Origin of the sequence: Pseudomonas alkylphenolica (assembly GCF_004025535.1) — a bacterium.
Lineage (GTDB): Bacteria > Pseudomonadota > Gammaproteobacteria > Pseudomonadales > Pseudomonadaceae > Aquipseudomonas > Aquipseudomonas alkylphenolica_A.
The window spans coordinates 183,105-208,264 of the sequence record NZ_QJRG01000034.1 but is presented as its reverse complement, the minus strand read 5'-3'; the positions used below and the strand labels follow the sequence as shown (position 1 = coordinate 208,264).

Annotated in this window: 27 protein-coding genes; 11 read left to right on the top strand and 16 right to left on the bottom strand. The window is 62.5% G+C overall.

Annotation, left to right across the window (positions count from 1 at the left end; all coding sequences use genetic code 11):
* Positions 1-79 precede the first annotated feature (79 nt).
* From DM813_RS04990 to DM813_RS04980, 3 genes are read left to right on the top strand one after another with little or no spacing between them, the layout of a single operon-like run.
* Positions 80-568, top strand: a complete 489-nt coding sequence (locus DM813_RS04990) for an MFS transporter (protein WP_128322320.1) — start codon at positions 80-82, stop codon at positions 566-568.
* A gap of 23 nt (positions 569-591) precedes the next feature.
* Positions 592-1,365: a class II glutamine amidotransferase gene (locus DM813_RS04985; RefSeq protein ID WP_128322319.1), complete on the top strand. Its 774-nt coding sequence runs from the start codon at positions 592-594 to the stop codon at positions 1,363-1,365.
* A 10-nt stretch (positions 1,366-1,375) separates the two neighbouring features.
* Entirely contained in the window at positions 1,376-1,897 is a 522-nt protein-coding gene (locus DM813_RS04980; protein ID WP_128322318.1) for a DUF2937 family protein, read from the top strand.
* On the opposite strand, the gene DM813_RS04975 is transcribed toward DM813_RS04980, so the two are convergent.
* Positions 1,894-2,805 carry a LysR family transcriptional regulator gene (locus tag DM813_RS04975; RefSeq protein ID WP_128322317.1) on the bottom strand — a complete coding sequence of 304 codons (912 nt, stop codon included), beginning with the start codon at positions 2,803-2,805 and terminating at the stop codon, positions 1,894-1,896. The two genes, DM813_RS04980 and DM813_RS04975, sit on opposite strands and share 4 nt — an antisense overlap.
* A 143-nt stretch (positions 2,806-2,948) precedes the next feature.
* Between DM813_RS04975 and DM813_RS04970 the strand changes: the two genes are divergently transcribed.
* Genes DM813_RS04970 through DM813_RS04955 form a run of 4 tightly spaced genes read left to right on the top strand, consistent with a single transcriptional unit; the run spans position 2,949 to position 6,631 of the window.
* Positions 2,949-4,235: an MFS transporter gene (locus DM813_RS04970; protein WP_128322316.1), complete on the top strand. Its 1,287-nt coding sequence runs from the start codon at positions 2,949-2,951 to the stop codon at positions 4,233-4,235.
* Positions 4,236-4,260: 25 nt separating this feature from the next.
* Positions 4,261-5,013, top strand: coding sequence for a 5-oxoprolinase subunit PxpA (locus DM813_RS04965; RefSeq protein ID WP_128322315.1), 753 nt, complete (start codon positions 4,261-4,263; stop codon positions 5,011-5,013).
* On the top strand, positions 5,010-5,714 hold the full coding sequence (pxpB, locus tag DM813_RS04960; RefSeq protein WP_128322314.1) for a 5-oxoprolinase subunit PxpB: 705 nt from the start codon (positions 5,010-5,012) through the stop codon (positions 5,712-5,714). Before DM813_RS04965 ends, pxpB begins: the two co-directional genes overlap by 4 nt.
* On the top strand, positions 5,711-6,631 hold the full coding sequence (locus DM813_RS04955; RefSeq protein ID WP_128322313.1) for a biotin-dependent carboxyltransferase family protein: 921 nt from the start codon (positions 5,711-5,713) through the stop codon (positions 6,629-6,631). The genes pxpB and DM813_RS04955 overlap by 4 nt, the downstream gene beginning before the upstream one ends.
* Positions 6,632-6,741: 110 nt before the next feature.
* Here the strand turns inward: DM813_RS04955 and DM813_RS04950 are convergent, their stop codons facing one another.
* The 3 genes from DM813_RS04950 to DM813_RS04940 all read right to left on the bottom strand — a co-directional run bounded on the left by DM813_RS04950 (position 6,742) and on the right by DM813_RS04940 (position 9,994).
* Entirely contained in the window at positions 6,742-7,920 is a 1,179-nt protein-coding gene (locus tag DM813_RS04950) for a vWA domain-containing protein (RefSeq protein WP_128322312.1), read from the bottom strand.
* A 17-nt stretch (positions 7,921-7,937) separates the two neighbouring features.
* Complete coding sequence (locus DM813_RS04945) at positions 7,938-8,783, bottom strand: AAA family ATPase (protein ID WP_028943141.1); 846 nt, start codon at positions 8,781-8,783, stop codon at positions 7,938-7,940.
* Between the two features lie 137 nt (positions 8,784-8,920).
* Positions 8,921-9,994, bottom strand: a complete 1,074-nt coding sequence (locus DM813_RS04940; protein WP_128322311.1) for a DUF748 domain-containing protein — start codon at positions 9,992-9,994, stop codon at positions 8,921-8,923.
* A 131-nt stretch (positions 9,995-10,125) separates the two neighbouring features.
* On the opposite strand from DM813_RS04940, the gene cysK reads away from it, so the two are divergent.
* The 4 genes from cysK to DM813_RS04925 all read left to right on the top strand — a co-directional run bounded on the left by cysK (position 10,126) and on the right by DM813_RS04925 (position 13,544).
* A complete protein-coding gene (cysK, locus tag DM813_RS04935; protein WP_128322310.1) occupies positions 10,126-11,100 on the top strand; it encodes a cysteine synthase A in 975 nt (324 codons plus the stop codon).
* 162 nt (positions 11,101-11,262) lie between these two features.
* Positions 11,263-12,198, top strand: a complete 936-nt coding sequence (locus DM813_RS04930) for an aspartyl/asparaginyl beta-hydroxylase domain-containing protein (RefSeq protein WP_128322309.1) — start codon at positions 11,263-11,265, stop codon at positions 12,196-12,198.
* 187 nt (positions 12,199-12,385) lie between these two features.
* Positions 12,386-12,547, top strand: a complete 162-nt coding sequence (locus DM813_RS28405) for a hypothetical protein (protein ID WP_164897208.1) — start codon at positions 12,386-12,388, stop codon at positions 12,545-12,547.
* A 106-nt stretch (positions 12,548-12,653) separates the two neighbouring features.
* Positions 12,654-13,544, top strand: a complete 891-nt coding sequence (locus DM813_RS04925; protein ID WP_128322308.1) for a DMT family transporter — start codon at positions 12,654-12,656, stop codon at positions 13,542-13,544.
* Positions 13,545-13,582: 38 nt separating this feature from the next.
* Here DM813_RS04925 and DM813_RS04920 read toward each other — a convergent pair whose 3' ends face one another.
* The 12 genes from DM813_RS04920 to DM813_RS04865 form a co-directional block, all read right to left on the bottom strand.
* The gene (locus tag DM813_RS04920) at positions 13,583-14,812 is read right to left on the bottom strand and encodes a hypothetical protein (RefSeq protein ID WP_128322307.1); all 1,230 of its coding nucleotides are present in this window, start codon (positions 14,810-14,812) and stop codon (positions 13,583-13,585) included.
* A gap of 428 nt (positions 14,813-15,240) precedes the next feature.
* On the bottom strand, positions 15,241-16,200 hold the full coding sequence (locus tag DM813_RS04915) for a PDR/VanB family oxidoreductase (RefSeq protein ID WP_128322306.1): 960 nt from the start codon (positions 16,198-16,200) through the stop codon (positions 15,241-15,243).
* Positions 16,201-16,203: 3 nt separating this feature from the next.
* A complete protein-coding gene (locus DM813_RS04910) occupies positions 16,204-16,641 on the bottom strand; it encodes a Rid family hydrolase (protein ID WP_128322305.1) in 438 nt (145 codons plus the stop codon).
* Entirely contained in the window at positions 16,638-17,672 is a 1,035-nt protein-coding gene (locus tag DM813_RS04905) for an aromatic ring-hydroxylating oxygenase subunit alpha (RefSeq protein WP_128322304.1), read from the bottom strand. The genes DM813_RS04910 and DM813_RS04905 overlap by 4 nt, the downstream gene beginning before the upstream one ends.
* Positions 17,673-17,693: 21 nt before the next feature.
* Positions 17,694-17,921 (bottom strand): recombinase-like helix-turn-helix domain-containing protein, encoded by a 228-nt coding sequence (locus DM813_RS04900; RefSeq protein WP_128322303.1) that lies wholly within the window; start codon positions 17,919-17,921, stop codon positions 17,694-17,696.
* 1 nt (position 17,922) lies between these two features.
* Positions 17,923-18,240: a hypothetical protein gene (locus tag DM813_RS04895; RefSeq protein ID WP_128322302.1), complete on the bottom strand. Its 318-nt coding sequence runs from the start codon at positions 18,238-18,240 to the stop codon at positions 17,923-17,925.
* A 10-nt stretch (positions 18,241-18,250) separates the two neighbouring features.
* Positions 18,251-19,393: an FAD-dependent monooxygenase gene (locus tag DM813_RS04890; protein ID WP_128322301.1), complete on the bottom strand. Its 1,143-nt coding sequence runs from the start codon at positions 19,391-19,393 to the stop codon at positions 18,251-18,253.
* A 13-nt stretch (positions 19,394-19,406) separates the two neighbouring features.
* Positions 19,407-20,372 carry a VOC family protein gene (locus tag DM813_RS04885; protein ID WP_128322300.1) on the bottom strand — a complete coding sequence of 322 codons (966 nt, stop codon included), beginning with the start codon at positions 20,370-20,372 and terminating at the stop codon, positions 19,407-19,409.
* Positions 20,369-21,859 (bottom strand): aldehyde dehydrogenase, encoded by a 1,491-nt coding sequence (locus DM813_RS04880; RefSeq protein ID WP_128322299.1) that lies wholly within the window; start codon positions 21,857-21,859, stop codon positions 20,369-20,371. Before DM813_RS04880 ends, DM813_RS04885 begins: the two co-directional genes overlap by 4 nt.
* A gap of 10 nt (positions 21,860-21,869) precedes the next feature.
* Positions 21,870-22,673 (bottom strand): aspartate dehydrogenase, encoded by an 804-nt coding sequence (locus tag DM813_RS04875; RefSeq protein WP_128322298.1) that lies wholly within the window; start codon positions 22,671-22,673, stop codon positions 21,870-21,872.
* A gap of 10 nt (positions 22,674-22,683) precedes the next feature.
* Complete coding sequence (locus DM813_RS04870) at positions 22,684-24,366, bottom strand: thiamine pyrophosphate-binding protein (RefSeq protein WP_128322297.1); 1,683 nt, start codon at positions 24,364-24,366, stop codon at positions 22,684-22,686.
* Positions 24,359-25,159: an SDR family oxidoreductase gene (locus DM813_RS04865; RefSeq protein WP_128322296.1), complete on the bottom strand. Its 801-nt coding sequence runs from the start codon at positions 25,157-25,159 to the stop codon at positions 24,359-24,361. The genes DM813_RS04870 and DM813_RS04865 overlap by 8 nt, the downstream gene beginning before the upstream one ends.
* Position 25,160 lies beyond the last annotated feature (1 nt).

Sequence of the window (25,160 nt, the reverse complement as noted above, 5' to 3'; positions counted from 1 at the left end):
GATCTCTTGGCTGGGGGGCGCCTGCGCGCTCAAATGTGTTTATCATAAGCGTCTATTTGCCTAGCTTGCCACGGACACCATGACCGAGAACGACTATCTGCTCGCTTGGGGCCTTTACGCCCTGGCTGCCCTGGGGTGCCTGGCCGTGGGCTTTCGCCTGACCAGCTGGATGTGGCGCTGGTTGCGCGAGCCACTGCGGGTGGTAATGGCAATTTTGCTGTTTACCCCGACCATCGTCGACCCCGCCAAGGACCTGTTCGCGCCGGCCATTGCCGTCGGTGCCCTCGACCTGCTGTTCAAGGTCGGCAACAACGAATTGCGCGCCGCCGCCGACCTTGCCATGTACGGCATGATCGCCTTCGTTCTGTACGGGGTCTTCGTGGCCGTGCGCTGGCCGCTGGAAAAACGCGCGCGGGTGCGCCGCGAACAGGCTGAAGCCGCTGCCAAGCGCGATGCTGAAGAGGCGCCGGCCGATGAGGCGTTCGCCGCCGACGGCCGCGACCGCTATCGCAATCCGCCGCCAGCACCACAGGGCGGCAACCGTTCGCGGGTCGAGCCGCGCTTGTAGGATTTGCCCGGGAGCAGTCAAGCATGTGTGAACTACTGGGCATGAGTGCCAACGTGCCAACCGACATCGTTTTCAGCTTCACTGGGCTGATGCAGCGCGGCGGGCGCACCGGTCCGCACCGTGATGGCTGGGGCATCGGCTTTTATGAAGGTCGTGGGCTGCGCCTGTTTCAGGACCCGGCAGCGAGCTGCGATTCGGAAGTGGCCAACCTGGTCCAGCGCTACCCGATCAAAAGCGAAGTGGTGATCGGCCACATTCGCCAGGCCAATGTCGGCAAAGTCTGCCTGTCCAACACCCACCCCTTTGTGCGCGAGCTGTGGGGGCGCAACTGGTGTTTTGCCCATAACGGCCAGTTGGGTGAGTTCAAGGGCCAGGCCACGTTCTACCGGCCGGTCGGCGATACCGACAGCGAAGCGGCCTTCTGCGACCTGCTCAACCGCGTGCGCGAGGCGTTCCCGGAACCGGTCGAAATCGAAGCATTGCTGCCGGTGCTGGTCGAGGCCTGTGCCCAGTACCGTGGCAAGGGCGTATTCAATTGCCTGCTCAGTGACGGCGACTGGCTGTTCTGCTTCTGCTCGACCAAGCTTGTGCACATCACCCGCCGCGCACCCTTCGGGCCGGCACGCCTGAAGGACGTTGACATGATCGTCGACTTCCAGGCCGAAACCACCCCTAACGACGTGGTCACGGTGATTGCCACCGAAGCGCTGACCGAGAATGAAACCTGGCAGCGCTACGAGCCCGGTCAATGGGCGCTGTGGCGCCGCGGTGAATGCATTACCCAGGGTCAATGCTAAGGAATAGCCCATGTTCAGAAGTTACCTGCGTTTGCTGCTGTTCACCTTCGGTTTGCTGGTGGGGGTGCAGGTACCTGGGCTGATCGATGCCTACAGCCAGCGGGTCGAAGCGCACCTGCTGGAGTCCCGCGAAGGTCTCAAAGGCTTCGAGGCAACCGCGCAACGGTTCTTCAACGGTGATCTGCAGGCTCTGGTACGCCATTACCGCAGCAGTGACGATCCGGTGTTCAACAGCGACGCCAACAGCATCGACAGCCTGCTGATCCGCAACCAGCTGTTCGAGCGTGAGTGGCAGGCGCTTCAGGGCCCATGGCTACCGCGCACCTGGCACGTACTGGCGAACGCCGACAGCCAGCTGCGTGAGGAAACGCTCAAGGGTTACAGCTACCAGATACTGCTCAAGCCCGAGGCGCTGGCCTGGGGACTGAGCTGTGCGTTGCTGCTGGCACTGCTGGTGGAAAGCCTGTTGGTGCTGCTGGGCTGGGTGGTACTTGGCGGGCGGCGCAAGGCGGTGACGGAGAGCTGGCGCTAGACCAGCTTGATGCGCTCGGGCCCGGCATTGGCGGCATAGCGCTCCAGTACATTGCGGCACAGAGCCACCACTTCATCGACCAGCTCCACACCGGTTTGCCAGGCCACCACCAGCTCCAGGCTCGGTGGTTGTGGCACCAGCGACAGTTGCGTCAGTTCGCCCCGCGCCAGTTCTTCACTGACCAGCGCCGGGGGCAGGGCACCGATACCGAAACCGTCACGCAGCAAGCGCGTGATCGCCGCCACCGAGTTCACACAGTTCAGCCGGGGTGTGCTGACACCTTCGGCCTGGAGCAAGCTGAGCACTTCCTGATGCGGCCTGGAGTTTTTTGAAAAGGTCACGATGCGCTCACGTGCCAGTTCGCCAAGCGAGGCATAGTCGCGGTTGTAGATCGACTGGCTGGCGACAATCCAGCCCATGGGGTAGCGCGCCAGGTCCAGGCTGCGGATCGATTCCTGGCGCAGCAGGTCGGTTTGCAGGATCACGTCGAGAAAGCCTTTTTGCAGCTGTTCGCGCAAGTTGAGCGCGGTATCGGCGACCAGTTCGATTTCAACCTGGGGGTAGCGCTCCATCAACTCGGCGACCAGCGGGCTCATCCAGGTATGGATCACCGTGTCCATCACCCCGAGACGCACACGTCCGACTTTTGCCCGGTCGCTGTCCAGCGATTGCTTGAGCGCCCTGGCGGTGTCGAGCATCTGCTCGGCGTACTCGAGCACCTTGCTGCCCTCAGGCGTCAGGCTGACGCCCCGCGAGTCACGCACCAGCAGCTTGACCCCGAGATCGTTTTCCAGCGCCGCGATGCGGCTGGAAATCGAGGCCTGGGTGGTGAAGAGCTTTTCCGCGGTCAGGCGAAAGCTCTTGAGCCGGGCAACCCAGACGAAGGTTTCGAGGAACTTGAGGTTCATGCTGTGCTCACTGATCAATTTTTTCTTATGCCAGACCGCTGGTTTTTCTCGTTGGACGTCGCTGCGCCCCCATCGAAAAATATCGGTCACGGTTGCGACAAAGATCGCCGCCTTTAAAACAATACCAACAAGCTGAGGCAACCATGAACCCATCGGGCGTGCAGCAACAGGTCGAAACCAGGACAGTGGCGGGGCCCTTTGACTGGTACCGTAACATCAACAAGCAGGAACGACGGACGTTCTGGAGCTGCAAGATCGGTTACGGTCTGGATGGCATGGACACCCAGATGCTCAGCTTCGTCATTCCCACCCTGATTGCCCTGTGGGGCATCACCACCGCCGAAGCCGGCCTGATCCACACCAGCACCCTGATTGCCTCGGCCCTGGGCGGCTGGATCGCCGGTATCCTCTCCGACCGTATCGGCCGGGTGCGCACCCTGCAGCTGACAGTGCTGTGGTTCGCGTTTTTCACCTTCCTCTGCGGTTTTGCACAGAACTACGAACAACTGCTGATCGCCCGCACCCTGATGGGTTTCGGCTTTGGCGGTGAATGGACCGCCGGTGCGGTGCTGATCGGTGAAGTCATCCGCGCCAAGGACCGTGGCAAGGCGGTGGGCATGGTGCAGTCGGGCTGGGCCATTGGCTGGGGCCTGACGGCAATCCTGTACGCCGTGCTGTTCTCCCTGCTGCCGCCGGAAGACGCCTGGCGCGCACTGTTCCTGCTGGGTATCGTGCCGGCAGTGTTCGTGATTTTCGTTCGTCGCCTGGTCAAGGATCCGGAGATCTACCGCCAGGCCAAGGCGGCGGAAAAGACCGCAGCACCGTCGCATTTCTATGAAATTTTTGCCCCGGGCATGCTCTTCACCACAATTCGTGCTTCGCTGCTGACCACCGGTGCGTTGGGCGGTTACTACGCGATCACCTCCTGGCTGCCGACCTTCCTCAAGAACGAGCGTGGCCTGAGTGTGCTCGGCACGGGTGGCTACCTGGCCATGGTGATCTTCGGCTCCTATGTCGGCTACGTGATCAGTGCCTATCTGACCGACCTGCTGGGACGCAAAAAGAACTTCATCCTGTTCGCCGTGGGTTCGTTCGTCATCGTCCTGCTGTACACCCAGATGCAGGTCAGCAATGGCGTGATGCTCTGGCTTGGCTTCCCCCTGGGCTTTTTCGCTTCGGGTATCTTCAGCGGCATGGGGGCGTTTCTCACCGAGCTGTTTCCCACTCGCATCCGTGGTTCGGGGCAGGGTTTCTGCTACAACATCGGGCGTGCCCTGGCGGCGCTTTTCCCGCTGCTGATCGGTATGCTCAGCCAGAAGGTACCGCTGGGTCTGGGTATCGGCGCATTTGCAGCGGTGTCCTACGGGGTGGTGATTCTGGCCGCGTTGAGCTTGCCGGAAACCCGTGGCAAAGAACTAGAAGCCCGTTAAGGCCAAGCCTGAAGGAGTTACAGACGTGAGCCGCCTGCTACTGAATTGCGACATGGGTGAGAGTTTCGGCAGCTGGACCATGGGCCTGGACGCCCAGGTCATGCCCTTTGTGGATTGCGCCAACATCGCCTGCGGTTTCCATGCCGGCGACCCGGGCATCATGCGCAAGACCGTGGCCCTGGCAGTCGCCCGTGATGTGCGGATCGGCGCCCATCCGGCCTACCAGGACTTGGCCGGCTTCGGCCGCCGTTCCATGGCCTGCAGCGCCGAGGAAATCCGCGACCTGCTGCACTACCAGATCGGTGCCCTAGATGGCATCTGCCGGACGCAAGGCACCCGGGTTGCCTACGTAAAACCCCATGGCGCGCTGTACAACGACATGATGGCCGACCCGCTCAAACTGCGAGCCGTGCTCGAAGCGGTAGCTAGCTATGACCGGCAACTGCCGCTGATGCTCATGGCCACGGCCGACAACCGCGCCGCCCAGGCCCTGGGCGACGAGTACGGGGTTACCTTGTGGTTCGAGGCGTTTGCCGACCGCGCCTACGATGCCGCCGGTCACCTGGTGTCGCGGCGCCTGCCAGGCGCCGTGCATCACGACCCGGCGGTGATCGTCGATCAGGCGTTACGCCTGGCCCGTGGCGAGGCACTGGTCGCCGCGGACGGCAGTGAGCTGCACTTGCAGGCACACACCTTGTGCGTGCATGGCGACAACGACAGCTCGGTGGCCGCCGTGCAGCAGATTCGCCAGGCGCTCGATGCACTGGTGGCGTCATGAACTACCGCATTGAAACGGTGGCCATCGACTGCCTGATGGTGCGCTTGTTCGACGCCATCGATGAAGCCAACATGCCGTGGATGCTGGCGGCCAGTCAGCGTTTGCGCGCCGTGTTCGGCGAGCGGCTGATTGACCTGGTGCCGTCTTACACCACGGCGATGGTGCATTTCGACCTGCTGCACCTGTCACCGGAGCAGGCCCGTACCCTGGTGCGCGAAGCGCTGGAAAACCTGCGCCCGGACAACGGCAGCGGCGGACGTCTGCACGAGATTCCGGTGTGGTACGACCTGAGTGTCGGCCCGGAGCTGGCCCTGTTGGCCGAGCGCTGCGCTACCTCGGTGGCCGACATCGTGCGCCGTCACAGTGAACGCGAGTATCAGGTGTTCGCCCTGGGATTCGCGCCGGGCTTTGCGTTCATGGGCCTGGTTGAAGAAGCCTTGGCGGCGCCGCGCCTGGCGACGCCGCGCAAGCGCGTGGCGGCCGGCAGCGTCGGCATCGCCGAGCGTCAGACCGCGGCCTACCCGGCGGTGTCACCCGGTGGCTGGAACCTGATCGGCCGTACCCCGAGCAAGCTTTTTGACCGTGAGCGGGACGGCTACAGCCTGTTGCAACCGGGCGACCGGGTGCGTTTCGTGGCTGTCGACCACACCACCTTCATCAACCTGGGCGGCGACGATACCCCGCTGGAGGCCTTGGCATGAGCCGCTTGTCGATTGAGGCCAGCACGCCGCTGTGCCTGCTGCAGGACGCCGGTCGGTTCGGCGTGCGCCACCTGGGCGTGACCCAGGGCGGGGCACTGGACTGGGTCTCTATGCGTTGGGCCAACTGGCTGCTGGGCAACCCTGCCGAGGCGCCGGTGGTGGAAGTTACTTTGGGCGGTTTCAGTCTGGTCGCCGAGGACGATTGCTGCCTGGCGCTGGCGGGCGCCGATCTGGATGCGCGGATCGACGGTGAGCCGCTCAAGCCCTGGTCCAGCTTCACCCTGAGCAGGGGCCAGCGCTTGCGCCTGAATCAACCTGTGCAGGGTGCGCGGGCTTATCTGGCCGCGCCGGGCGGCTTTGCTGCAGCGCAGGTGCTGGGCAGTTGCGCGAGCGTGGTGCGCGAGGAACTGGGCGGGCTGGATGGGTTTGGTTCGCCGTTGGCCAAGGGGCAACAGCTGGCATATGACCGTCCCGTGCCCGTATTGAAAACAGTGCCCGAGGCGTTGCGACCTGACTTTGGTGACGTCAGTGCACTTGATCTGGTGTTGGGGGCGCAGATCGGTGACTTCAGTGGCCAGAGCCTGTTCGAGGCATTCAACCGCGACTGGACCCTCGACAGCCGCGCCGACCGCATGGGCATGCGTTTGCTGGGCCCGGCCTTGCAGTATCAGGGTGCGCCGATGATTTCCGAGGGGATTCCGCTGGGCGCAGTACAGGTACCGCCGGATGGGCAGCCGATCGTGTTGCTCAACGATCGCCAGACCATCGGTGGTTACCCACGCCTGGGCGCGTTGACGCCGTTGGCGCTGGCACGCCTGGCGCAGTTGTTGCCGGGGAATGTGGTGCGTTTCAAGCCGGTGGTCCAGGAGTCGGCCTGGCAACAACAGCGGGACTATCTGCAGCGGTTTGAACTGTAGGAGCGGATTTACCGGGGCGCCGGATCGCCGCGATGGGGCGCAACGCGGCCCTAGATATAGGCCTGCTGTGCAGGCCATCGCGGATGAATCCGCTCCTACAAGGCTCGGTGTTATTTGGACAAAAACCGCATCCCTTCTTCCAGCCCGCGCAAGGTCAACGGGAACATCCGGTCTTCGACCAGCTCGCGAACGATGTTGGTCGACGCGGTGTAGCCCCAGGTGTCCTTCGGATACGGGTTGATCCAGATGAGCTTCTTGTACTTCTCCATGAAGCGTTGCATCCACACGTAACCGGCTTCTTCGTTCCAGTGCTCGACGCTACCACCCGGCTGGGTGATCTCGTAGGGCGCCATGGCAGCGTCGCCGACGAACACCACTTTGTAGTCGGCGCCGTACTTGTGCAACAGGTCCATGGTCGAAGTGCGTTCCGAAGTACGGCGCATGTTGTTCTTCCACACCGACTCGTAAACGAAGTTGTGGAAGTAGTAGTACTCAAGATGCTTGAACTCGGTTTTGCAGGCCGAGAACAGCTCCTCGCAAATCTTCACATGGGCGTCCATCGAGCCGCCAATGTCGAACAGCAGCAGCAACTTGACGCTGTTGCGCCGCTCGGGACGCATCTGGATGTTGAGCAAGCCAGCGTCGCGCGCGGTGTGGTCGATGGTGCCGTCGATATCCAGCTCTTCGGCCGCACCCTGGCGGGCGAACTTGCGCAGCCGGCGCAGGGCCAGCTTGATGTTGCGTGTGCCCAGTTCGACCTGGTCGTCGAGGTTCTTGTACTCACGCTGGTCCCAGACCTTGACCGCCTTGCCCTGGCGCTTGCCGGCGTCACCGACGCGAATGCCTTCAGGGTTGTAGCCGCCCGAACCGAACGGGCTGGTGCCGCCGGTACCGATCCACTTGTTGCCGCCGGCATGGCGTTCCTTCTGCTCTTCCAGGCGCTTCTTGAACTCTTCGATCAGCTTGTCCAGGCCTCCCAGGGACTGGATTTGCGCGCGCTCCTCGTCAGTCAGCGAACGCTCGAACTCCTTGCGCAGCCAGTCTTCGGGAATCAGCGCTTCGAGGTGCTGGTTGAGGTTCTCAAGGCCCTTGAAGTAGGCGGAAAACGCCCGGTCGAACTTGTCGAAATGCCGTTCGTCCTTGACCAGGATCGCCCGCGACAAATAGTAGAACTCGTCCATGTCGGCAAAGGTGACGCGCTGCTTGAGTGCATTGAGCAGGTCAAGCAGCTCGCGTACCGACACTGGCACCTTGGCCGCGCGCATTTCATTGAACAGATTGAGCAGCATGGCAATTGCCCCCGGGCTCAGCGATTACCGCGACGGCTCATGAAAGCCAGGCGCTCGAGCAATTGCACGTCCTGTTCGTTTTTCACCAGGGCGCCGGCCAGCGGCGGGATGGCCTTGGTCGGATCGCGTTCACGCAACACGGCTTCGCCGATGTTGTCGGCCATCAGCAACTTCAGCCAGTCGACCAGTTCGGAGGTGGACGGCTTTTTCTTCAGGCCCGGTACTTTGCGCACATCGAAGAACACGTCCAGCGCTTCGCTGACCAGGTCTTTCTTGATGTTGGGGTAGTGCACGTCGACGATCTTCTGCAGGGTGTCGCGATCCGGGAAGGCGATGTAGTGGAAGAAGCAGCGGCGCAGGAAGGCATCCGGCAGTTCTTTCTCGTTGTTCGAGGTAATGATGATGATCGGGCGCTGCTTGGCCTTGATCGTCTCGTCGGTCTCGTAAACGTAGAACTCCATCTTGTCCAGTTCCTGCAACAGGTCGTTGGGGAACTCGATGTCGGCCTTGTCGATTTCGTCGATCAGCAGAATCACGCGCTCTTCGGACTCGAACGCTTCCCAGAGCTTGCCTTTCTTCAGGTAGTTGCGCACGTCGTGGACTTTGTCGACGCCCAGCTGCGAGTCACGCAGGCGGCTGACCGCATCGTACTCGTAGAGTCCCTGATGGGCCTTGGTGGTCGATTTGATGTGCCAGGTGATCAGCTTGGCGCCAAAGGATTCGGCCAGCTGCTCGGCGAGCATGGTCTTGCCGGTGCCCGGCTCGCCCTTGACCAGCAACGGTCGCTCCAGGGTGATCGCCGCGTTGACCGCCAGTTTCAGGTCGTCTGTGGCGACGTATGCGCGGGTGCCTTCGAACTTCATGAACCGATCCTCTAACGTAGCGCCGGGGATGCATGGCCCCTGGCGGAAAATTGTCATGCACGACTATAACGCGGCCATCGGCCGAGTGGGAACGCAGACGCTCCATTCAGTCTCTGAATGGAGCGTCACGCCATGACTCAGTCAGACTTGGGCGGCGGTTGCTCATAGCGTGCGTTGAAGGCCTGGATAAAGCCATTGCGCAGTATTTGCAGGAACGCCTCGAAGGCGCTGATATCGCTTTTATGCACGCTGCCACTCAGTTCGACCCGGGTGGCAAACTGGTTCTTGCGCTGATTTTTCAACACCGTCTCGCTGCCGCCGACCAGCGCTTCCCAAATCGAGCGAAAAAAGCCTTTGTCTTCATTTTTGACGTCCTGCTGCCAGTTGAACACGTCAACGTCGCGCAACAGTGGCTTGATGTAGCCATGCAACCGGCCTTTTTGCGCTTCGGCTTCAATCACCAGGTCGCCATGGCCTGCGTTGAAATCGAATTTTCCATAAGCGCTGGCGAAGTCATTGAGTTGACGCAACTGGATGCCGGTGGCGCGCAGGCGGAACTGGAAATCATCAAAGTCGCTGAACGGGTCGAAGGTGGCGTTGCTTTCCACGCTGGCGTCACCCAGCAGCCGGGCTTTGCCTTCGAAGCGGGCATCGCGCCGGCCTTTGAGGTCCTGGACATTGGTCAGGTTGCGGATGCTGGCATCCAGCCGGGTCGCCTTGAGGTTGACCGGCGGCTTGGATGTGAAATTGCGAAACGTCAGGGTGCCGCTGTCGATTCGCACTTCGTTGAGGGTGATGGGCAACAGCTTTTCCAGCTGCTGGCGCCAGTCGGTGCCCTGGCCGGTCTGTGAGGTCTGTTTGTTGCCGCCGTCGACAAAGTTCAGCTGGGGGCGCACAAAAGTCACTTCCGCGACCACCGCATGGTCGTACCACAGCGAACGCCAACTGACCGACAGGTCGATCAACGGCGCCTCGAGGAAGGGCACGGGCACCTTGCCGGTGGTCTTGACGATGTTCAGGCCATTGATGGTGTAGGCGCCACGCCACCAGGCCAGGTCGACATCGGTGATCTGCCCGCGGTAGTCGCCCATGTCGGCCAGTTTGTCATTGAGGTAGTTGCGCACCAGCAGGGGCAGCGCCAGGTGCAGGCTGACCAGCAGCAAGACAACTCCCAGCAATCCCCATAAGGGCCAGCGATAGCGGCGTTTCATCGGCAGAACCTGTGCAAGTGGCTATAGACCGGTTGACCCCCGCCGCGAGTCAGCGTTCGCAGAATGTGGACGCATCGGTGCGTCGGGCTTACCCTTGAAGTTTTCCGCACCGGTGCCAAAAGGACCCCGTCATGAGCCGTATCTTTGCTGACAACGCGCACTCCATCGGCAATACGCCGCTGGTCCAGATCAACCGCATCGCCCCCCGCGGTGTGACCATCCTGGCCAAGATCGAAGGGCGTAACCCGGGTTACTCGGTCAAATGCCGGATTGGCGCCAACATGATCTGGGACGCCGAAAGCAGCGGCAAACTCAAGCCGGGCATGACGATTGTCGAACCGACCTCGGGCAACACCGGTATTGGCCTGGCGTTTGTTGCCGCCGCCCGCGGCTACAAGCTGCAATTGACCATGCCGGCCTCGATGAGCATCGAACGCCGCAAGGTCCTCAAGGCCCTGGGCGCCGAACTGGTACTGACCGAGCCGGCCAAGGGCATGAAAGGTGCCATCGAAAAAGCCGGTGAAATTGTCGCCAGCGACCCGGCCAAGTACTTCATGCCGGCCCAGTTCGATAACCCGGCCAACCCGGCAATTCACGAAAAGACCACCGGCCCGGAAATCTGGAACGACACCGACGGCGCTGTCGATGTGCTGGTGGCCGGCGTCGGCACTGGCGGCACCATTACCGGTGTATCGCGCTACATCAAACAGACCCAGGGCAAGGCCATTCTCTCGGTGGCGGTCGAACCCAGTGTTTCGCCGGTGATTACCCAGGCCCTGGCGGGCGAAGAAATCAAACCCAGCCCGCACAAGATCCAGGGGATTGGTGCCGGATTCGTCCCGAAGAACCTTGATCTGTCGATGGTCGATCAGGTTGAGCGGGTCAGCGACGAAGAGTCCAAGGCGATGGCCCTGCGCCTGATGCAGGAGGAGGGGATCCTTTGCGGGATCTCCTGTGGCGCGGCCATGGCAGCCGCCGTGCGCCTGGCAGAGAAACCGGAAATGCAGGGCAAGACCATCGTGGTCATCCTGCCTGATTCGGGCGAGCGCTACCTGTCGAGCATGCTCTTCAGTGACCTGTTCACGGACCAGGAGAACCAGCAATAAAGCGCCCTGGCGCTGATCAAGGGCAATAATTGGCGCAGGGCTTTGTTGCACAATCCTTAATACAGAATGCTGGCCCCGGTTGTTTTTACCGGGGCCAGATGGGTTTATGATGCCCGATTAATCCGGCAGCGATGGCCAGATCGAAATTCCAAGGAGTGTTGCATGACCTTTTCCTTTGTCGCCAAGGCAGGTGTTTTGCTGCTGTTTTTCGGCAGCACGCTGTATGTGCACCTGCGCGGCAAGGCACGTTTGCCCATGTTGCGTCAGTTCGTTAACCATTCGGCGCTGTTCGCGCCGTATAACGCGCTGATGTACCTGTTCTCCGGGGTGCCGTCCAAGCCCTACCTGGACCGCACGCGCTTTCCCGAACTCGATGTGCTCAAGGACAACTGGCAAGCCATCCGCGAAGAGGCCATGCACCTGTTCGACGAGGGGTACATCCGCGCCGCCGAGAAAGACAACGACGCCGGTTTCGGTTCGTTCTTCAAGAAGGGCTGGAAGCGTTTCTACCTGAAGTGGTACGACAAACCCTTGCCGTCTGCCGAAGTGCTTTGCCCCAAGACCGTCGAGCTGGTCAACAGCATTCCCAACGTGAAAGGCGCGATGTTTGCCTTGCTGCCCGGTGGCAGTCACCTCAACCCGCACCGCGATCCGTTTGCCGGCTCCCTGCGGTACCACCTGGGGCTGTCGACACCCAACTCCGACGACTGCCGCATCTACGTCGACGGTCAGGTGTACGCCTGGCGCGACGGTGAAGACGTGATGTTCGACGAAACCTATGTGCACTGGGTGAAGAACGAGACCGAGACCACGCGGGTGATTTTGTTCTGCGATGTCGAACGTCCGCTCACCAATTCGCTGATGACCCGCATCAACCGCAGTGTCAGTGCCTTTCTCGGCCGTGCTACCGCGCCGCAGAACACCGATGACGAGCGAGTCGGCGGTATCAACCAGGCCTATGCCTGGAGCAAGCGCTTCAGCAATGTGATCAGCAGCCGGGTCAAACAGTTCAAGCGGGCCAATCCCAAGGCCTATCGGATACTGCGCCCGGTGCTGGCAGTGCTGGTTGCCTACCTGCTGTATCACTGGTTGTTCTGATGCTGTGGGAGCGGGTTCACCCGCGAAGGGGCCGGTGAAATCGGAGTGACCTTTTCGCGGGTGAACCCGCTCCCACAGGGGCGGTGTAAATTTTGAAGTGTGCAAGGGCAAGCCCAATAATCGGCTTGCACGCCCGAAACAGGCTGTTCTATAGTCAGCCACAGTTCACCTCACCGAAGACCTGCTCATGCCAGCTTCCCCACTCAGCACCGTATTCGCTACCGCGCCCGACGCGGTGGTAGTCGTGCGTGGGTCTCAGCAGCCGGCCATGATCAGTCACTACCCACCACCTGTCAGTAGCGTGGTTGTGTGCGTTGTCGCACCACCAGGCGTGGTAGTGCTGGGCTAAGCGGCCAACCGCTGCGTCCCGTCACACCTGAACCCTACTGAATACGGTTGGCTGCCTCCAACAGGCAGCACCGTTCGGCTTATCTGCCCGAATACAGGTGGCATTCATGTTTGCTCTATCGAAAGAATCCATGGCCTCGGCGGCCACCACCAGCCTGTTCGTCCTGCTCTGGAGTAGCGGGGCGATCGTCTCCAAGTTGGGCCTTGCCCACGCCAGTCCCTTTGCATTCCTGCTGCTGCGCTCGGCCCTGGCGCTGGGCGGCCTGTTGCTGCTCGCGCCGTTGCTCAAGCTGCGCTGGCCGCGCGGGCGGGCGGGGGTGCTGCAGGCGTTGGCTACTGGTTGTGTGTTGCTCGGTGCCTATCAGATCTTCTACCTGCTGGCGCTGAACACCCAGGTGACCCCCGGTGTCATGGCCACGGTCATGGGCGTGCAACCCATTCTCACCGTGATGGTGATGGAACGTCAGCGTTCCTGGAGCCGGCTGTTCGGCCTGGGGCTGGGGCTGAGCGGGTTGATCATGGTGGTGTACCAAAGCATCAACCTGGGCGGGGTGTCCCTGACGGGGATGCTCTTTGCCCTGTTGGCGCTGGCCAGCATGACCTTTGGTGCGATCATGCAAAAGCGCATCACCAGCAATCCCATGGGCACCTTGCCGTTGCAGTACATCGCCGGGTTGTTGATGTGTGCGCTGTTCGCGCCATTGCAACCGCTGCACGTTGAACTCACCGGCAGCTTCATCGGCGCCTTGCTGTGGATGGGGTTGGTGGTTTCGCTGCTGGCGACATTGCTGCTGTATCGGCTGATCGCCCGTGGCAACCTGGTCAACGTCACGAGCCTGTTCTACCTGGTACCGGCGGTGACGGCGGTCATGGACTACCTGATCTTCGGTAACCGACTGGCAGCGCTGAGCCTGCTGGGCATGGGCTTGATCGTGATCGGGCTGCTGTTTGTGTTCCGCAAGCCAGCCCAGCCCGCGGCACAGCTTCAGGCCGACTAGGTTGCATCGCCGCCCGGCCTTGGCCGGGCGGCTTTGATTCAGAAGTAGTAGCCGATGTTGATATTGGTGCGGTAATACCAGTCGTTGCTGCCGATGGAACTGGTGCTGGTCCAGCCGGTACCGTTTTCGGCGCCACCGAACGGGTTGGCGTTCTTCGCCCAGGTAAAGTCGACCCAGGCCATGATCGGCATGGCGAGGAACTGCGCGCCGACGGTGAACATCTGCGAGTCGTCCCAGCCGCTCTTGTCTTTCATCATCCGGCTGTAGTCGGTGTACAACTTGACCTTCTTCAACTGCCCCAAGCCGGGGGTGAAGATGTCGTAGCCGAGGTTGAGCGAGCCAATCGTGGCCTTGGAGGCGATCAGGAACGCCGGGGTCAGGCCGTTGCCGCCCATCAGTACCGAATCGTTGCTGACGCCGTCGGGGTTCTTCGGATCGAATTCATAACGAATGGCCTGGCTGGTCACCGTCCACGGCCCGGCATTGACGATGGCGTGCACACCGCCTGCCCAGTAGTCGCCATCATCGCGGGTGGTGGCGTTGTAGAGCTCGGCGGCCGCCAGTGATGCACCAATTTCGGTTTTCCAGCCATCGCCGGCGAACGTCCGGGCAACCCGCGCGTTGATCTGGTTACGCTTCTCGTTGTCCTGACGCGACTGGGTAAAGGCAACAGCGTTGTCGTCCAGGTCGGCATAGCGACCCACCTCTGGCGAGTAGCGAATGCCGCTGGGCAGCATGCGCGGGAAGTAACCCAGTTGCAGGTCCCAGTCTTTGTCTTTGTAGCTGTACTTCAGGCCCGTGCCGGCGCTGACGCCATAGCCCATGAAAAACGGGATGTGGTAGCTCCAGCCAAACTGCGGGTAAGGCTCAAGGCCGAAGGGTTTGAACGGTGCACCCAGTTGCAGGTTGGCGTTGGGGCTAAAGCGGTAGCCGACATAACCGCGGTCGATGGAGCGCTTGCCGTCGTCCTGGAACCAGTAGCCGACATCGCTGAACAGTTGTTTGTGCGTGGCCTGGACATCGATGCGGAAGGTGTCGAACAGGAAGCGTCCGTTGTTCTCAGTGGTATCCCAATGTTCATCTCGATAGTTCACCCGCAAAGCGCCGCCAATATCCAGTGAACTCTGGCCATCATCGCTGCGCCAGGCGATATGTGGAAAAGGCTTTTTTACCGCTGGCGGCTGATCGGGGGCGGCCGGGCCGGGTTCGGAGGCGAAGCTTACGCAACTGCCAAGGATCAGGCCCAGGCTTACCACATACTTGTTCATATCATTGCCCTGCAAGGTTGAGCCATTTCTGTGGGCAACAGCTGTCCGCCGCCTGGAACAAGGCGTTAACGAGGAATCAGCGATGATGCGCACGTGGCTAAAGGTATTGGACTTTTATTGTTTTATAGGTGGTTCGTTGTTCAATGGTTAAACCCAGTAAGGTAAGAGCAGGAACTGTGCCAGTGCGAAAGTTTGCGCGGAAGTTATAAAAATCCCATATAGAACAATTATTTATATTTGAAACAATTAAAGTTGTGCCGAGGGTGAAACGGTCAGGGGGTTAAGTAACAGGCGTGTGCAATTGCAGTGCGGTTTAATTGCACAAGGTACGTTAATGGCGCGTGACGTGTTTTATGAGTGAATAATCAGGCAAAAAAAACCGGCACACAGGGTGCCGGTCAATTGCGCGTGCAATGCGGATAAAGCAGTTACAGATCAAGTACCAGGCGCCGGCTCTTGCAGCCGGACACACATACCATCATCGATTTGTTCGCTGCCCGTTCAGCTTTGGTCAACACACCGTCGCGGTGGTCGATGTCGCCTTCGATCACGCGGGTCTCGCAAGAGCCGCACACGCCTTCACGACAGCTGTATTCGATATCGCATCCGGCATCGAGCAGCACATCGAGCAGGTTCAGTCCCGGTTCGATATTCAGCGTCTTGCCGGTTTTTTTCAGCTCGACGCTGTAGCTGTCCTGGGCATCTTCCGACGGCGGCAGTTCGGCAGCGGTAAAGCGTTCGATATGCGCATGGGGATAGCCGAGGTTTTCGCAGGTGCTTTCGAAGGCATCGAGCATCGGCGTCGGGCCACAGCAATAGAAGTGGGTGTCACGCGGCTGGTCGGCGAGGTAATGCGCCAGATCCGGCACCGTGCCTTTCTCGTCGTTGAAGTGGTAAACCACCCTGGCGTCGAGGCCGCTGAGTTGTTCAAGCAGCGCTGCTTCCTTGCGCGAACGGGCGCAGTAGATCAGTTCGGCGGATTTACCCAGGGCCAGCAGCTGGCGAAACATGCAGTAGATAGGGGTAATGCCGATACCGCCGGCGACCAGCACGTTATGGCTGGCGTGCGGATCGAGGGCGAAGTTGTTGCGCGGTTGCGAGATGGTCAATTGCGAACCGACGCGCAACTGCTCGTGGACGAACGCCGAACCGCCGCGGCTGTTGCGGTCGCGCAAGATACCGACCACATAGCGGTCGCGATCACTCGGCGAGTTGAGCAACGAGTAGCTACGCACCAGGCCGTTGGGCAGGTGCAGGTCAATGTGCGAACCGGCTTCGAACGGCGCGAACACGGTATCGCCCCAAGGGCGCAGCTCGACGCTGATAATGCCTTCGGCTTCGTGGCGCAGGGTGTGGACCAGCGCCGTGATGGTAGAGGAGTTGGACATCGTTCACCTCGTTGGCGCAGTGCGCATGTCAATGTCGAGTCGGGCACAGGCTTCGATCTCCACCACCAGTTCCGGGAACACCAGGGCGCTCACTTCAACCAGGGTGGAGGTGGGGTAGCAGGCCAGGCCTTCGAAGAAGTCGCGACGGGCGCGGCCGACTTCGTCCTTGTCGGCAATCCGGGTCAGGTACACCGTCAGCCGGTAGATGTTGCCGATGTGGCCGCCGGCCGCTTCGACCAACGCCAGCGCCTTGTTCAGCACCACCAGGGTCTGTTCATAGGCGCCGAGCGGGGTGCCCGCTTCGGCGGCCTGACGTGTGGCGGGATGCCCGGTCATACCGGACATCACCAGTTCGTTGCCGAGCAGCAGGGCGTTGGACCAACTGGCCGTGGCCAGCTCGGGTACCGCCTGTGCCTGAATACGCTGCACGGCCTGGCTCATGACAGCTGCTTCGCTTCGATCAGCGCCAGCTGTTCCTTGGCCTTGCCCTTGAGGTAGCGGCGCAGGCGCACTACACCCAGGTCATGCTGGTAGAGGTTTTCGCGCTGGTTGGCGTCGGCTTCCATGAACTCCAGTAGCACCCGGTCCTGTTCCAGTACGGCCCAGTGACGTGCTTCCAGCCGGTTCTTGTAGAGGAAGCGCCAGGTGTCGCGCTGCCAGCCGGTCAATGGCCGGGCGCGCCAGTGGAACACGGCGGACAGGCTGCGGCTGCTGGGTGTGTAGCTGCCGATGATGGTGAAGTTGCCACCCGGGCCGCCGGTTTTTGGATAAGGAATTTCCAGGCGCAGCCAGTGGCAGCCGTTGTCGAGGAATTCGGTCCAGTCGAAGTTGACCCCGCGCTGGCCCTCTTTCTCGAAGAAGAAACCCTGGTCGGTGTCGCGGGTGACGAATTTGGCGGTGGCTTCGCCTTCGCTCATCGAGTGCGACATCTTGTGCAGGTAGGTGCCGTGCATCGGGTCCATGACGTTGTCGAGTACGTAGCGGTAATCACCTTTCCACTCGGTGTAGCAGAGGAAGCTGCTCCACTCCGGCGACGTCAGCTGCTCGGGCAGCACCAGCTCGGGTGGTGTGTCCAGGTGCGGGTCGGTGGCGTTGAAGAGGAAAATCGCACCGGCGGCCTCACGGGTGTGGAACATGCGCGTCGGGCGGCTGCCTTCGAGTTTGCAACCGGGGCTGCCGGGCACTTTGGTCACGGTGCCGTCGCAACGCACTTCGACGCCATGGTACGGGCACTGCAGGCGGTCACCCAGCACCGGGCCCTGGGACAGCGGGGCGCCGCGGTGCGGGCAGTGGTCTTCGAGGGCATGCACGCTGCCATCGTTATCGCGCCACAGGGCGATCTTGTAGCCCAGGCGTCGCACCGACACCGGCTTTTCGCCGAGCAGCTCCGACGGCAGGACCGGAAACCAGAGGTCTTTGAGGCCGTTGGCCAGGTGGTTCTCAACAGGGTCGACGGTGAATTGCATATTCATCTTGTTCTTACCTCCGGCGGGTCATGCGCCCAGCCGAGCCATCAGGGTTTTGTAGGAGTCTTCGGTCCATTCGCCGCTGGTCAGCGGGCAGGGCGGGCCGGCCAGGTTCAGGTGCGCGAGCAGGGCGGGCAGTTCCGTGACGCCGTTGCCATAGGCACGCTCGATGGAATCACCCAGCAGTTCTTCGAACTGCGTATTGGAGCGTTTGCGGGCCTGATGCGGCTCCAGGTAGCGTTCGCTGTTGTTCATCTCATTGACCTCCATTGCGGACCCGTTCGCGGATCATTTCGCGGACCGGGACAAAGTCGTACGTCGGATAGCATTCGGTGCGGAACACGCCCCAAGCGGCGCGTTCCAGTTCAACATTGACCTTGCTCAGCAGGCTCGGGGGCAGGCGCAGGGTGACGATCTGGCCGAGGCCCATGGCCACGGTCCAGGACACCACCTCGACACCCTCGGGGGGAAAACTGTCCCACCAGCCCATGGTTTTCATGTGCGCCTGGATCTGCTCGAGGTTCTTCGACTGGTCGTGCTTGAGCAGCACGGTCAGCAGCAGGGATTCACTCATGCTCATCCCCTCAGGCTGCACGGCTGGTCGGTACGGTCCAGGCGTCATAGCCGTAGACCCAGTCGGCATTGCCGCCGGCCTTGAGCCACTGGTTGCCACGCGAACCGATCTGGATCTGGCTGGTGCGCTCCAGGCGGGCCTGCTGGTAGCCCTGCAGCGCACTGGCGATCTGCGCAGTGGTGTTCACACCTTCAAGGTGGCGTGCCAGGACCACGGCGTCTTCGATGGCCTGGCCGGCGCCTTGCGCCATGAATGGCATCATCGGGTGGCAGGCGTCGCCAAGCAGGGTGATCGCCCCTTGCGACCAGAACGGCAGCGGATCGCGCTCGTACAGTGCGGTCTTGAGCACGTCGTCGCAGGCGTCGAGCAGGGCGCGGGCGTCGGCATGGAAATCCTGATAGTGACTGCGCAGCTCGCTGGCATCACCTGCGGTGGTCCAGGATTCGAGGTGCCAGCTGTCCTGGGCAGTGGTGGCGAAGATGAAGATGTCGCGGCCCTGGTTCAGCGGGAAAGTGACGATCTGGCTCTGCGGGTTCGGGCCCCACCATTTGGTGAAGGCCTGGATGTTCGGCACCTGGGCCACCTTGCTCAGCGGCACCACGGCGCGGTAGGCGACCACACCGGTGAAGCGCGGTTGCTCTTCACCGAACAACGCATTGCGCACCACCGAATGAATGCCGTCGGCACCGATCAGCAGGTCAGCGCGATGCTGGCTGCCATCCTTGAAGCGCAGTTCGACTCCGTTGGCGTCCTGCACTATCTGCTCGGCACGTTTGCCGAATTGCACATGCTGCAGCGGAAACACGTCAGCCAACGCCGCCAGCAAGTCGGCGCGGTGGATGGTCAGTTGCGGGGCGCCGTACTGGTTTTCGGCGGCATCGGCCATTTCCAGGCGTGAGGTTTCTTCACCGCTGTCCCACATCCGGCTGATCCGGTGCGTGGGGCGTGCGGCCGGAATACGCACCGCCGGGCCGACGCCGAGGCCGTCGAGGGCGCGCACGGCATTCGGGGTGAGGTTGATGTCGGCACCCACCCGCAGGAAGGCTTTCGACTGCTCGAATACCGTTACGTTGTGACCGGCCTGGCGCAGGGCGATGGCGGCGGTGAGGCCGCCGATTCCGGCGCCGTTGATAGCAATGTTCAACGAAGACATGGGCGACTCCTGTTCAAGGTTTCGGTTTGTCGGTAAGGAATTTGCCTTGCGGTGCTTCGACGTGTTGCTGGCGCCGGGTGTTGCCATCGATGCCACCGGCAATCGCCCACTCGGCGAACACGGTCGGACCGGGTTCGAATTCACGCGGCTGCCATTCAGCGGTCAGCTGGTCTTCATCGGCGTAGTACTCGACCAGCGCGCCCGCCGGGTTCTTGAAGTACCAGAAGAATGCCGACGACACCGGGTGCCGACCCGGGCCGATCTCGGTCGCCCAACCGCTGCGCGAAATGTGCATGCCGCCACCGAACACTTCGTGCAGGTCGCGCACGGTAAAGGCGACATGGTTCAGGCCGGCCCGTGGCGCCGGCAGCTGGAGCATGAACAGGTCGTGGTGGCCGCCTTCCTCGGCGGTGCGCAGAAAGGCGCCGCGGTTGGGGTAGCGGTCCGAGGCCTGGAAGCCGAAGCGCTCGTGGTAGAAGGCTTCGCAGGCATTCACGTCCTTGACGAAGAACACCACATGGCCGACTTCGATGGGGGTGGCGCGCTCGTAGACCGGCGCCGGTTTGTTGATCCGGCCCTTGGTCTGCCAGGTGTTATGGCCGCTGCATTCGATGTCGAGGGGGCGCTTGCGGGTGACCTGCAAACGGATCGCCAGGCCGTTGGGGTCGGTGCAGCCGATGCGCCCGTTGCCTTCGACAAACCCCGGGTCGTTGGCGATGCGCTGGCTGTACAGGGCCAGGTCGGCTGCGCTCTCCACGCCCCAGACCACTTCACGCACGGTCGAGCCTGGCTCGATGGCGGGAGGCAGGTCGGCCTTGTTGAGGTCTGCCAGCACCACGCGGCAGCCGTTCAGTGTTTCGAAGATCACTTCGTCCGGCTGCTCGCTGACCTTGCTCAGGCCCCAGTCGCTGAAAAAGCGCACGCAGGTGTCGAGGTCTTCGACGCCGTAGGTGACTTCATCGATGCCCAATACGCTCATGCTCGTGCCTCCACACCGGCCCAGGCCAGTGGCTGTTCATTCATGCCCCAGTAGAGGCTTTTCTGTTCCATGTACTGCAGAATCCCCAGGCGGCCTTTTTCACGGCCCAGGCCGCTGTCGCGCCAGCCGCCGAACGGGGTGGAAATGGAGAACTGCTTGTAGGTATTGATCCACACGGTGCCGGCCTGGATCTTGCGGCCCAGGGCCCAGGCGCGCTTGTAGTCGCGGCTCCAGATGCCGGCGGCGAGGGCATAGAGGCTGTCGTTGGCCTGCTCGATCAGTTGCTCTTCGCTGTCGAAGGGCATCGCCACCAGCACCGGGCCGAAGATCTCTTCCTGGCAGGTTTGCTGGCTGTTGTTCAGGCCTTCGAGAATGGTTGGCGGGTAGAAGTAGCCCTGGTCGAAAATGCCACCGGCCGGCCGCTGGCCACCGAGCAGCAGGCGACCGCCCTCGGCCAGGCCCAAAGCCACATAGCGCTCCACCGATGCGCGGTGCGCGGCACTGATCAACGGGCCCATCTGCGTGGCTTCGTCGGCCGGGTCGCCCAGTCGCAGGCGGGCGGCCCCGGCAACCAGACGCTGCATGAACTCGGCATACAAAGAGCGGGCGACGAACAACCGCGAGCCGGCAATGCAGGCTTCGCCCGACGAGCTGAAGATGCCGTACAGCACGCCGGCCACGGCGTGATCGAGGTCGGCGTCATCGAGGACGATGGTCGGCGACTTGCCACCGAGCTCCAGCGACACCGGCATCATTTTGTCGGCGGCAATGTGTGCAATGTGTTTGCCGGTCCGGGTGCCGCCAGTGAACGACACGCGCTTGATCAACGGGTGTTGGGTCAAGGCATCACCGAGCACTGAGCCTTTGCCCGGCAACACGCTGATCAGGCCCTTGGGCAAGCCGGCTGTTTCGCAGATCTGCGCCAGTTGCAGGGCCAGCAGCGGGGTGATCTCGGCGGGCTTGATCACCACGGCGTTGCCGGCGGCAAGGGCCGGGGCAACCTTCTGGGCTTCGCTGGCAATCGGCGAGTTCCACGGGGTAATGGCGGCCACCACGCCCATTGGTTCATATACGCTCATGCTGACGAAATCGCCACGCGATGGGGTGATGGTTTCTTCCAGGGTTTCGCAGGCAGCGGCGAAGAACTGGAAGGTACCTGCAGCGCTGGCGACCAGGGCGCGGGTTTCGTTGATCGGCTTGCCGTTGTCCTGGCGCTGCAACTGCGCGAGCTCTTCGCCACGCTCGCGGATCAGTTCGGCGATGCGGTACAGCACGGCGGCGCGTTCATGCGGTTTGCGTTGGGCCCAGCCGCTGTGAAGGAACGCCTGGTGGGCGCCTTGTACGGCTTCTTCGACATCGTCGAGGCTGGCCGCATTGAGCCAGGCGACCGGCTCGCCGGTGGCCGGGTAGTGGCTGGCGTAGCGTTCGCCGCCGCCCAGGCGCCAGGTACCAGCGATGCAGATGGGTAAGGTCTGTTCCAGCGTCATCAATGTTCCCCTAGATGGAAATGGCGTGCGCGTGATTGCCCAAGGCACGGACCACGCTGTACACGGTCAGCGCAGAGGTCTTCGGATTGGCCAGCAGCGGCTTGCCGCGCAGGCTCATCTCGAATCCGCCAAAGGCGCCACGGGCTTCGAAGTGGTGAACGTTTTCTTCGCTCGACGGGTCGGCGATCAGTGTCACCCGGGTACGGTCCAGGCCCAGGCCGGCCAGCGACAGGGTGGCGGCAACGTTGGCGTTTTTCGGGTACAGCCGCGCCGCTTCGCGGGCGCTGCCGTTGAAGATCACCGTCGCTTCACTGATCGCGTCCAGGTCGCAGACCTGCTCGGCCGGGGTGTTCTTCCAGGCCTTCGCCGGTTTGCGCCCGGTGTAGTCGACCGAGTCGAGCCCGCCGACCTTGGCCGCCGACAGCGCATCGATGCCACCGATGGCGCCGGGCAGCAGTTCAATGCGGGTGTTGCCCCGTGCGGCCGCTGCCTCCAGGCGTTCGACCAGGCCCGGCTCCGACAGCGCGCCAACCGAGACGATCAGGCAGGCGATGCCGCGTTCCAGCGCCGGCAGCACATGTTCTTCGATCGCCAGGTGACCGGCGCATTCGACCAACAGGTCCGGGCGTGCTGTGGCGGGCAGGGCGGTCAGCACCTGCGGTGGCCGCTTGAAGCTGGCCAGGCGCTGTTGCACCAGGGCTTCTGAGCCGGCCGAGGCGATCACCTGCTCGACGCGCAGCTGCGGATCGTTCTCCAGCAGTTCCAGAACTGCGACGCCAATGGCGCCGCAGCCGATCATGGTGATGTTGAGCATGCGCAAGTCCTCAGGCCGTGGCTTTCTGGGCTTTGGTTTCGCTGTTGGGCGGGCCGGCGAACTGGGTGGCGAAACCGCCCACGCTGAGCATGTCGACTTCCAGCAGGAACGGGCCTTCATGGCTCAGGGCGCTGTCGAGCATCGGCCCGAATGCCGTGAGGTCACTGACCAGGCCATGGCGCAGGCCAATCGACTCGGCGAGCTGGGTGTAGTTCGGCGTGTGCAACTCGACGTAGGCGTGACGGGCGCCGTAGATGGCGTCCTGGATATTGCGGATCACACCGTAACGCTGGTCGTTCATCAGCAGGATCACCACGTTGGCCTTTTCCTGCACCAGGGTCGCCAGTTCACCCAGGTTGAGGATGAAACCGCCGTCACCGGCCAGGGCGAACACTTTGCGTTGCGGATCGGTTTCTGCAGCAGCGATGCCGGCGCCGATGCCCATCGCCAGGCCCTGGCCGATACCGCCGCCCAGGGCGTGCACGCCCGACAGCGGGTGGTAGAGGTTGAGCAGACGGTTGCCCCAGATGCTGTTGGACAGGGTCACGTCGCGTACCCAGGAGAAGTTGCGCCCGGTCAGCGCCTGCAGCTGTTCGACCATGGCCGAGTAGGGGCCGAGGTCGGCGACCAGTTGCGAGCGCGATTGCGCACGCACGGCCTTGAGTTCATCGATGAACGTCGGGTCGATGTTCAGCCTGCCTTGCAGGCGGTCCGCCAGGCCTTCCAGGGCCAGGGCCGAATCGCCGCAGATGAACAGCTCGCTCGAATAGCTGCGGCCTTCGATCGCCGGGTTGGCATCGATGCGCAGGGTGGTGCGCGGCAGTTTCAGGGCGTACTTGAAGGTTTCGTTGCTGCGCAGGCGCGACCCGGCCACCACCAGGGCGTCGCAGGTCTGCAGGAAGCCTTCGACCAGCTTGTTCTGCGAGAAGGCACCGAGGCAGCGTTCGTCGTCTTCGTTGACCACGCCACGGCCCTGGGTCGAGGTGATCACGCCGACGCCCATGTCCAGCAGGCGCTTGACCTGCGCACCGGCATGCCGGGCGCCGCCGCCGAGCCACAGCAGGGGGCGGGTGGCATTGGCCAGGCGTTCGGCGACCAGGTCCAGCGCTTCCGGCGCCGGTACCGCAACCGGCACCGGCAGCGGCGAAAGGTCGGTAGGCATGGGGATGAAGGTCGACTGGATGTCGATCGGGATTTCCACGCTGACCGGGCCGGTCGGCGCGGTGAGGGCGGTCTGCACTGCAAGCTTGAGGGTGCTCAGCGCGGTTTCCACGCTGCGCACGCGGAAGGCCGCTTTGGACACGGCCTTGAGCATGGTCAACTGGTCGCGGGCTTCGTGGATATAGGCGAAATCCTGATCCAGGTAAGGCGTTTCGATCTGCCCGGTGATGTGCAGCAGCGGCGTGCCGGCGGTCAGCGCTTCGACCAGGGCACCGGCGGCGTTGCCGGCGGCGGTACCGGTGGAGGTCAGGCACACGCCCAGGCCGCCGGTGGTACGGGCATAGGCATCGGCCATGTTGGTGGCCCCGGCTTCGCCGCGGGCCATGACGAAACGGATGTTGCCGCGCACGGCGAAGGCATCGAGGATCGGCATGTTGTGGATCGAGATCACGCCGAAAGCGGCCTTGACCTCGCATTGTTCGAGGAACGCGGTGATGGCAGCGCCAACGGTGACAGTGTTTTCATTACGCATGGCGGGACAGGCCTCCAGAAACATCGATATGGCTGCCAGTGGTGTAAGCCGACAGGGGCGAAGCCAGGAACAGGATGGCCTGGGCTGCTTCTTTGGGCAGACCCAGACGACCCAGGGGAATGTGTTTGCGTTGCGCCAGTTGCGCGGTCCATTGCGACCAGTCGAGCGCACGCTCTTCGCGGGCTTCGAAGCGCCGGCGCCACTGGCCCGACTCGACCAGGCCGATGAGGATGCCGTTGACCCGGATGTCTTTTTCGGCGAACTCGGTGGCCATTGAGCGCACCAGGTTCTTCAGCCCGGCGCGGGCCGCCGAGGTGGCGACCATGTGCGCTTCGGGCTGGCTGGCCAGCAGCGAATTGACGCAGACGATCGAGGCACCGGCCTGGCTCTGCAGTTGTGGCAGAAAGGCGCGGACCGGGTAGATCACCGAGAAGAACTTCAACTGCAGCTCTTCGCTCCAGGCAGCGTCGGTGGTGTCGGCAAAGGTCGAGACCCGGCCTTGTCCGGCGTTGTTGATCAGTACCCGGGCCGGGCCCAGGGCTGCCAGGCTGGCGCTGGCGAAGGCGTTGACCGATTCGGCATCAAGCACGTCGCAGACCCGGGCCAGCAGGCGTGCGTCGGGGAAACGTTCGCGCAGGCGTGCTTCGGCACTGAGCAAACGGTCCCGGTCGCGGCCGCAAAAGGCCACTGCCGCACCGGCTTCAAGCAGTTGTTCGACGCAGGCCAGGCCAATTCCGGAAGAGCCGCCGGTGACGATGGCGGTACGTCCTTGCAGTTGATAAAGGCTGCTCATC

Bases quoted from the DNA above. Each gene is read 5' to 3' on its own strand.
- DM813_RS04990 (WP_128322320.1), top strand. From the start codon at position 80: ATGACCGAGAACGACTATCTGCTCGCTTGGGGCCTTTACGCCCTGGCT.
- DM813_RS04985 (WP_128322319.1), top strand. From the start codon at position 592: ATGTGTGAACTACTGGGCATGAGTGCCAACGTGCCAACCGACATCGTT.
- DM813_RS04980 (WP_128322318.1), top strand. From the start codon at position 1,376: ATGTTCAGAAGTTACCTGCGTTTGCTGCTGTTCACCTTCGGTTTGCTG.
- DM813_RS04975 (WP_128322317.1), bottom strand. From the start codon at position 2,805: ATGAACCTCAAGTTCCTCGAAACCTTCGTCTGGGTTGCCCGGCTCAAG.
- DM813_RS04970 (WP_128322316.1), top strand. From the start codon at position 2,949: ATGAACCCATCGGGCGTGCAGCAACAGGTCGAAACCAGGACAGTGGCG.
- pxpB (WP_128322314.1), top strand. From the start codon at position 5,010: ATGAACTACCGCATTGAAACGGTGGCCATCGACTGCCTGATGGTGCGC.
- DM813_RS04955 (WP_128322313.1), top strand. From the start codon at position 5,711: ATGAGCCGCTTGTCGATTGAGGCCAGCACGCCGCTGTGCCTGCTGCAG.
- DM813_RS04950 (WP_128322312.1), bottom strand. From the start codon at position 7,920: ATGCTGCTCAATCTGTTCAATGAAATGCGCGCGGCCAAGGTGCCAGTG.
- DM813_RS04945 (WP_028943141.1), bottom strand. From the start codon at position 8,783: ATGAAGTTCGAAGGCACCCGCGCATACGTCGCCACAGACGACCTGAAA.
- DM813_RS04940 (WP_128322311.1), bottom strand. From the start codon at position 9,994: ATGAAACGCCGCTATCGCTGGCCCTTATGGGGATTGCTGGGAGTTGTC.
- cysK (WP_128322310.1), top strand. From the start codon at position 10,126: ATGAGCCGTATCTTTGCTGACAACGCGCACTCCATCGGCAATACGCCG.
- DM813_RS04930 (WP_128322309.1), top strand. From the start codon at position 11,263: ATGACCTTTTCCTTTGTCGCCAAGGCAGGTGTTTTGCTGCTGTTTTTC.
- DM813_RS28405 (WP_164897208.1), top strand. From the start codon at position 12,386: ATGCCAGCTTCCCCACTCAGCACCGTATTCGCTACCGCGCCCGACGCG.
- DM813_RS04925 (WP_128322308.1), top strand. From the start codon at position 12,654: ATGTTTGCTCTATCGAAAGAATCCATGGCCTCGGCGGCCACCACCAGC.
- DM813_RS04920 (WP_128322307.1), bottom strand. From the start codon at position 14,812: ATGAACAAGTATGTGGTAAGCCTGGGCCTGATCCTTGGCAGTTGCGTA.
- DM813_RS04915 (WP_128322306.1), bottom strand. From the start codon at position 16,200: ATGTCCAACTCCTCTACCATCACGGCGCTGGTCCACACCCTGCGCCAC.
- DM813_RS04910 (WP_128322305.1), bottom strand. From the start codon at position 16,641: ATGAGCCAGGCCGTGCAGCGTATTCAGGCACAGGCGGTACCCGAGCTG.
- DM813_RS04905 (WP_128322304.1), bottom strand. From the start codon at position 17,672: ATGAATATGCAATTCACCGTCGACCCTGTTGAGAACCACCTGGCCAAC.
- DM813_RS04900 (WP_128322303.1), bottom strand. From the start codon at position 17,921: ATGAACAACAGCGAACGCTACCTGGAGCCGCATCAGGCCCGCAAACGC.
- DM813_RS04895 (WP_128322302.1), bottom strand. From the start codon at position 18,240: ATGAGTGAATCCCTGCTGCTGACCGTGCTGCTCAAGCACGACCAGTCG.
- DM813_RS04890 (WP_128322301.1), bottom strand. From the start codon at position 19,393: ATGTCTTCGTTGAACATTGCTATCAACGGCGCCGGAATCGGCGGCCTC.
- DM813_RS04885 (WP_128322300.1), bottom strand. From the start codon at position 20,372: ATGAGCGTATTGGGCATCGATGAAGTCACCTACGGCGTCGAAGACCTC.
- DM813_RS04880 (WP_128322299.1), bottom strand. From the start codon at position 21,859: ATGACGCTGGAACAGACCTTACCCATCTGCATCGCTGGTACCTGGCGC.
- DM813_RS04875 (WP_128322298.1), bottom strand. From the start codon at position 22,673: ATGCTCAACATCACCATGATCGGCTGCGGCGCCATTGGCGTCGCAGTT.
- DM813_RS04870 (WP_128322297.1), bottom strand. From the start codon at position 24,366: ATGCGTAATGAAAACACTGTCACCGTTGGCGCTGCCATCACCGCGTTC.
- DM813_RS04865 (WP_128322296.1), bottom strand. From the start codon at position 25,159: ATGAGCAGCCTTTATCAACTGCAAGGACGTACCGCCATCGTCACCGGC.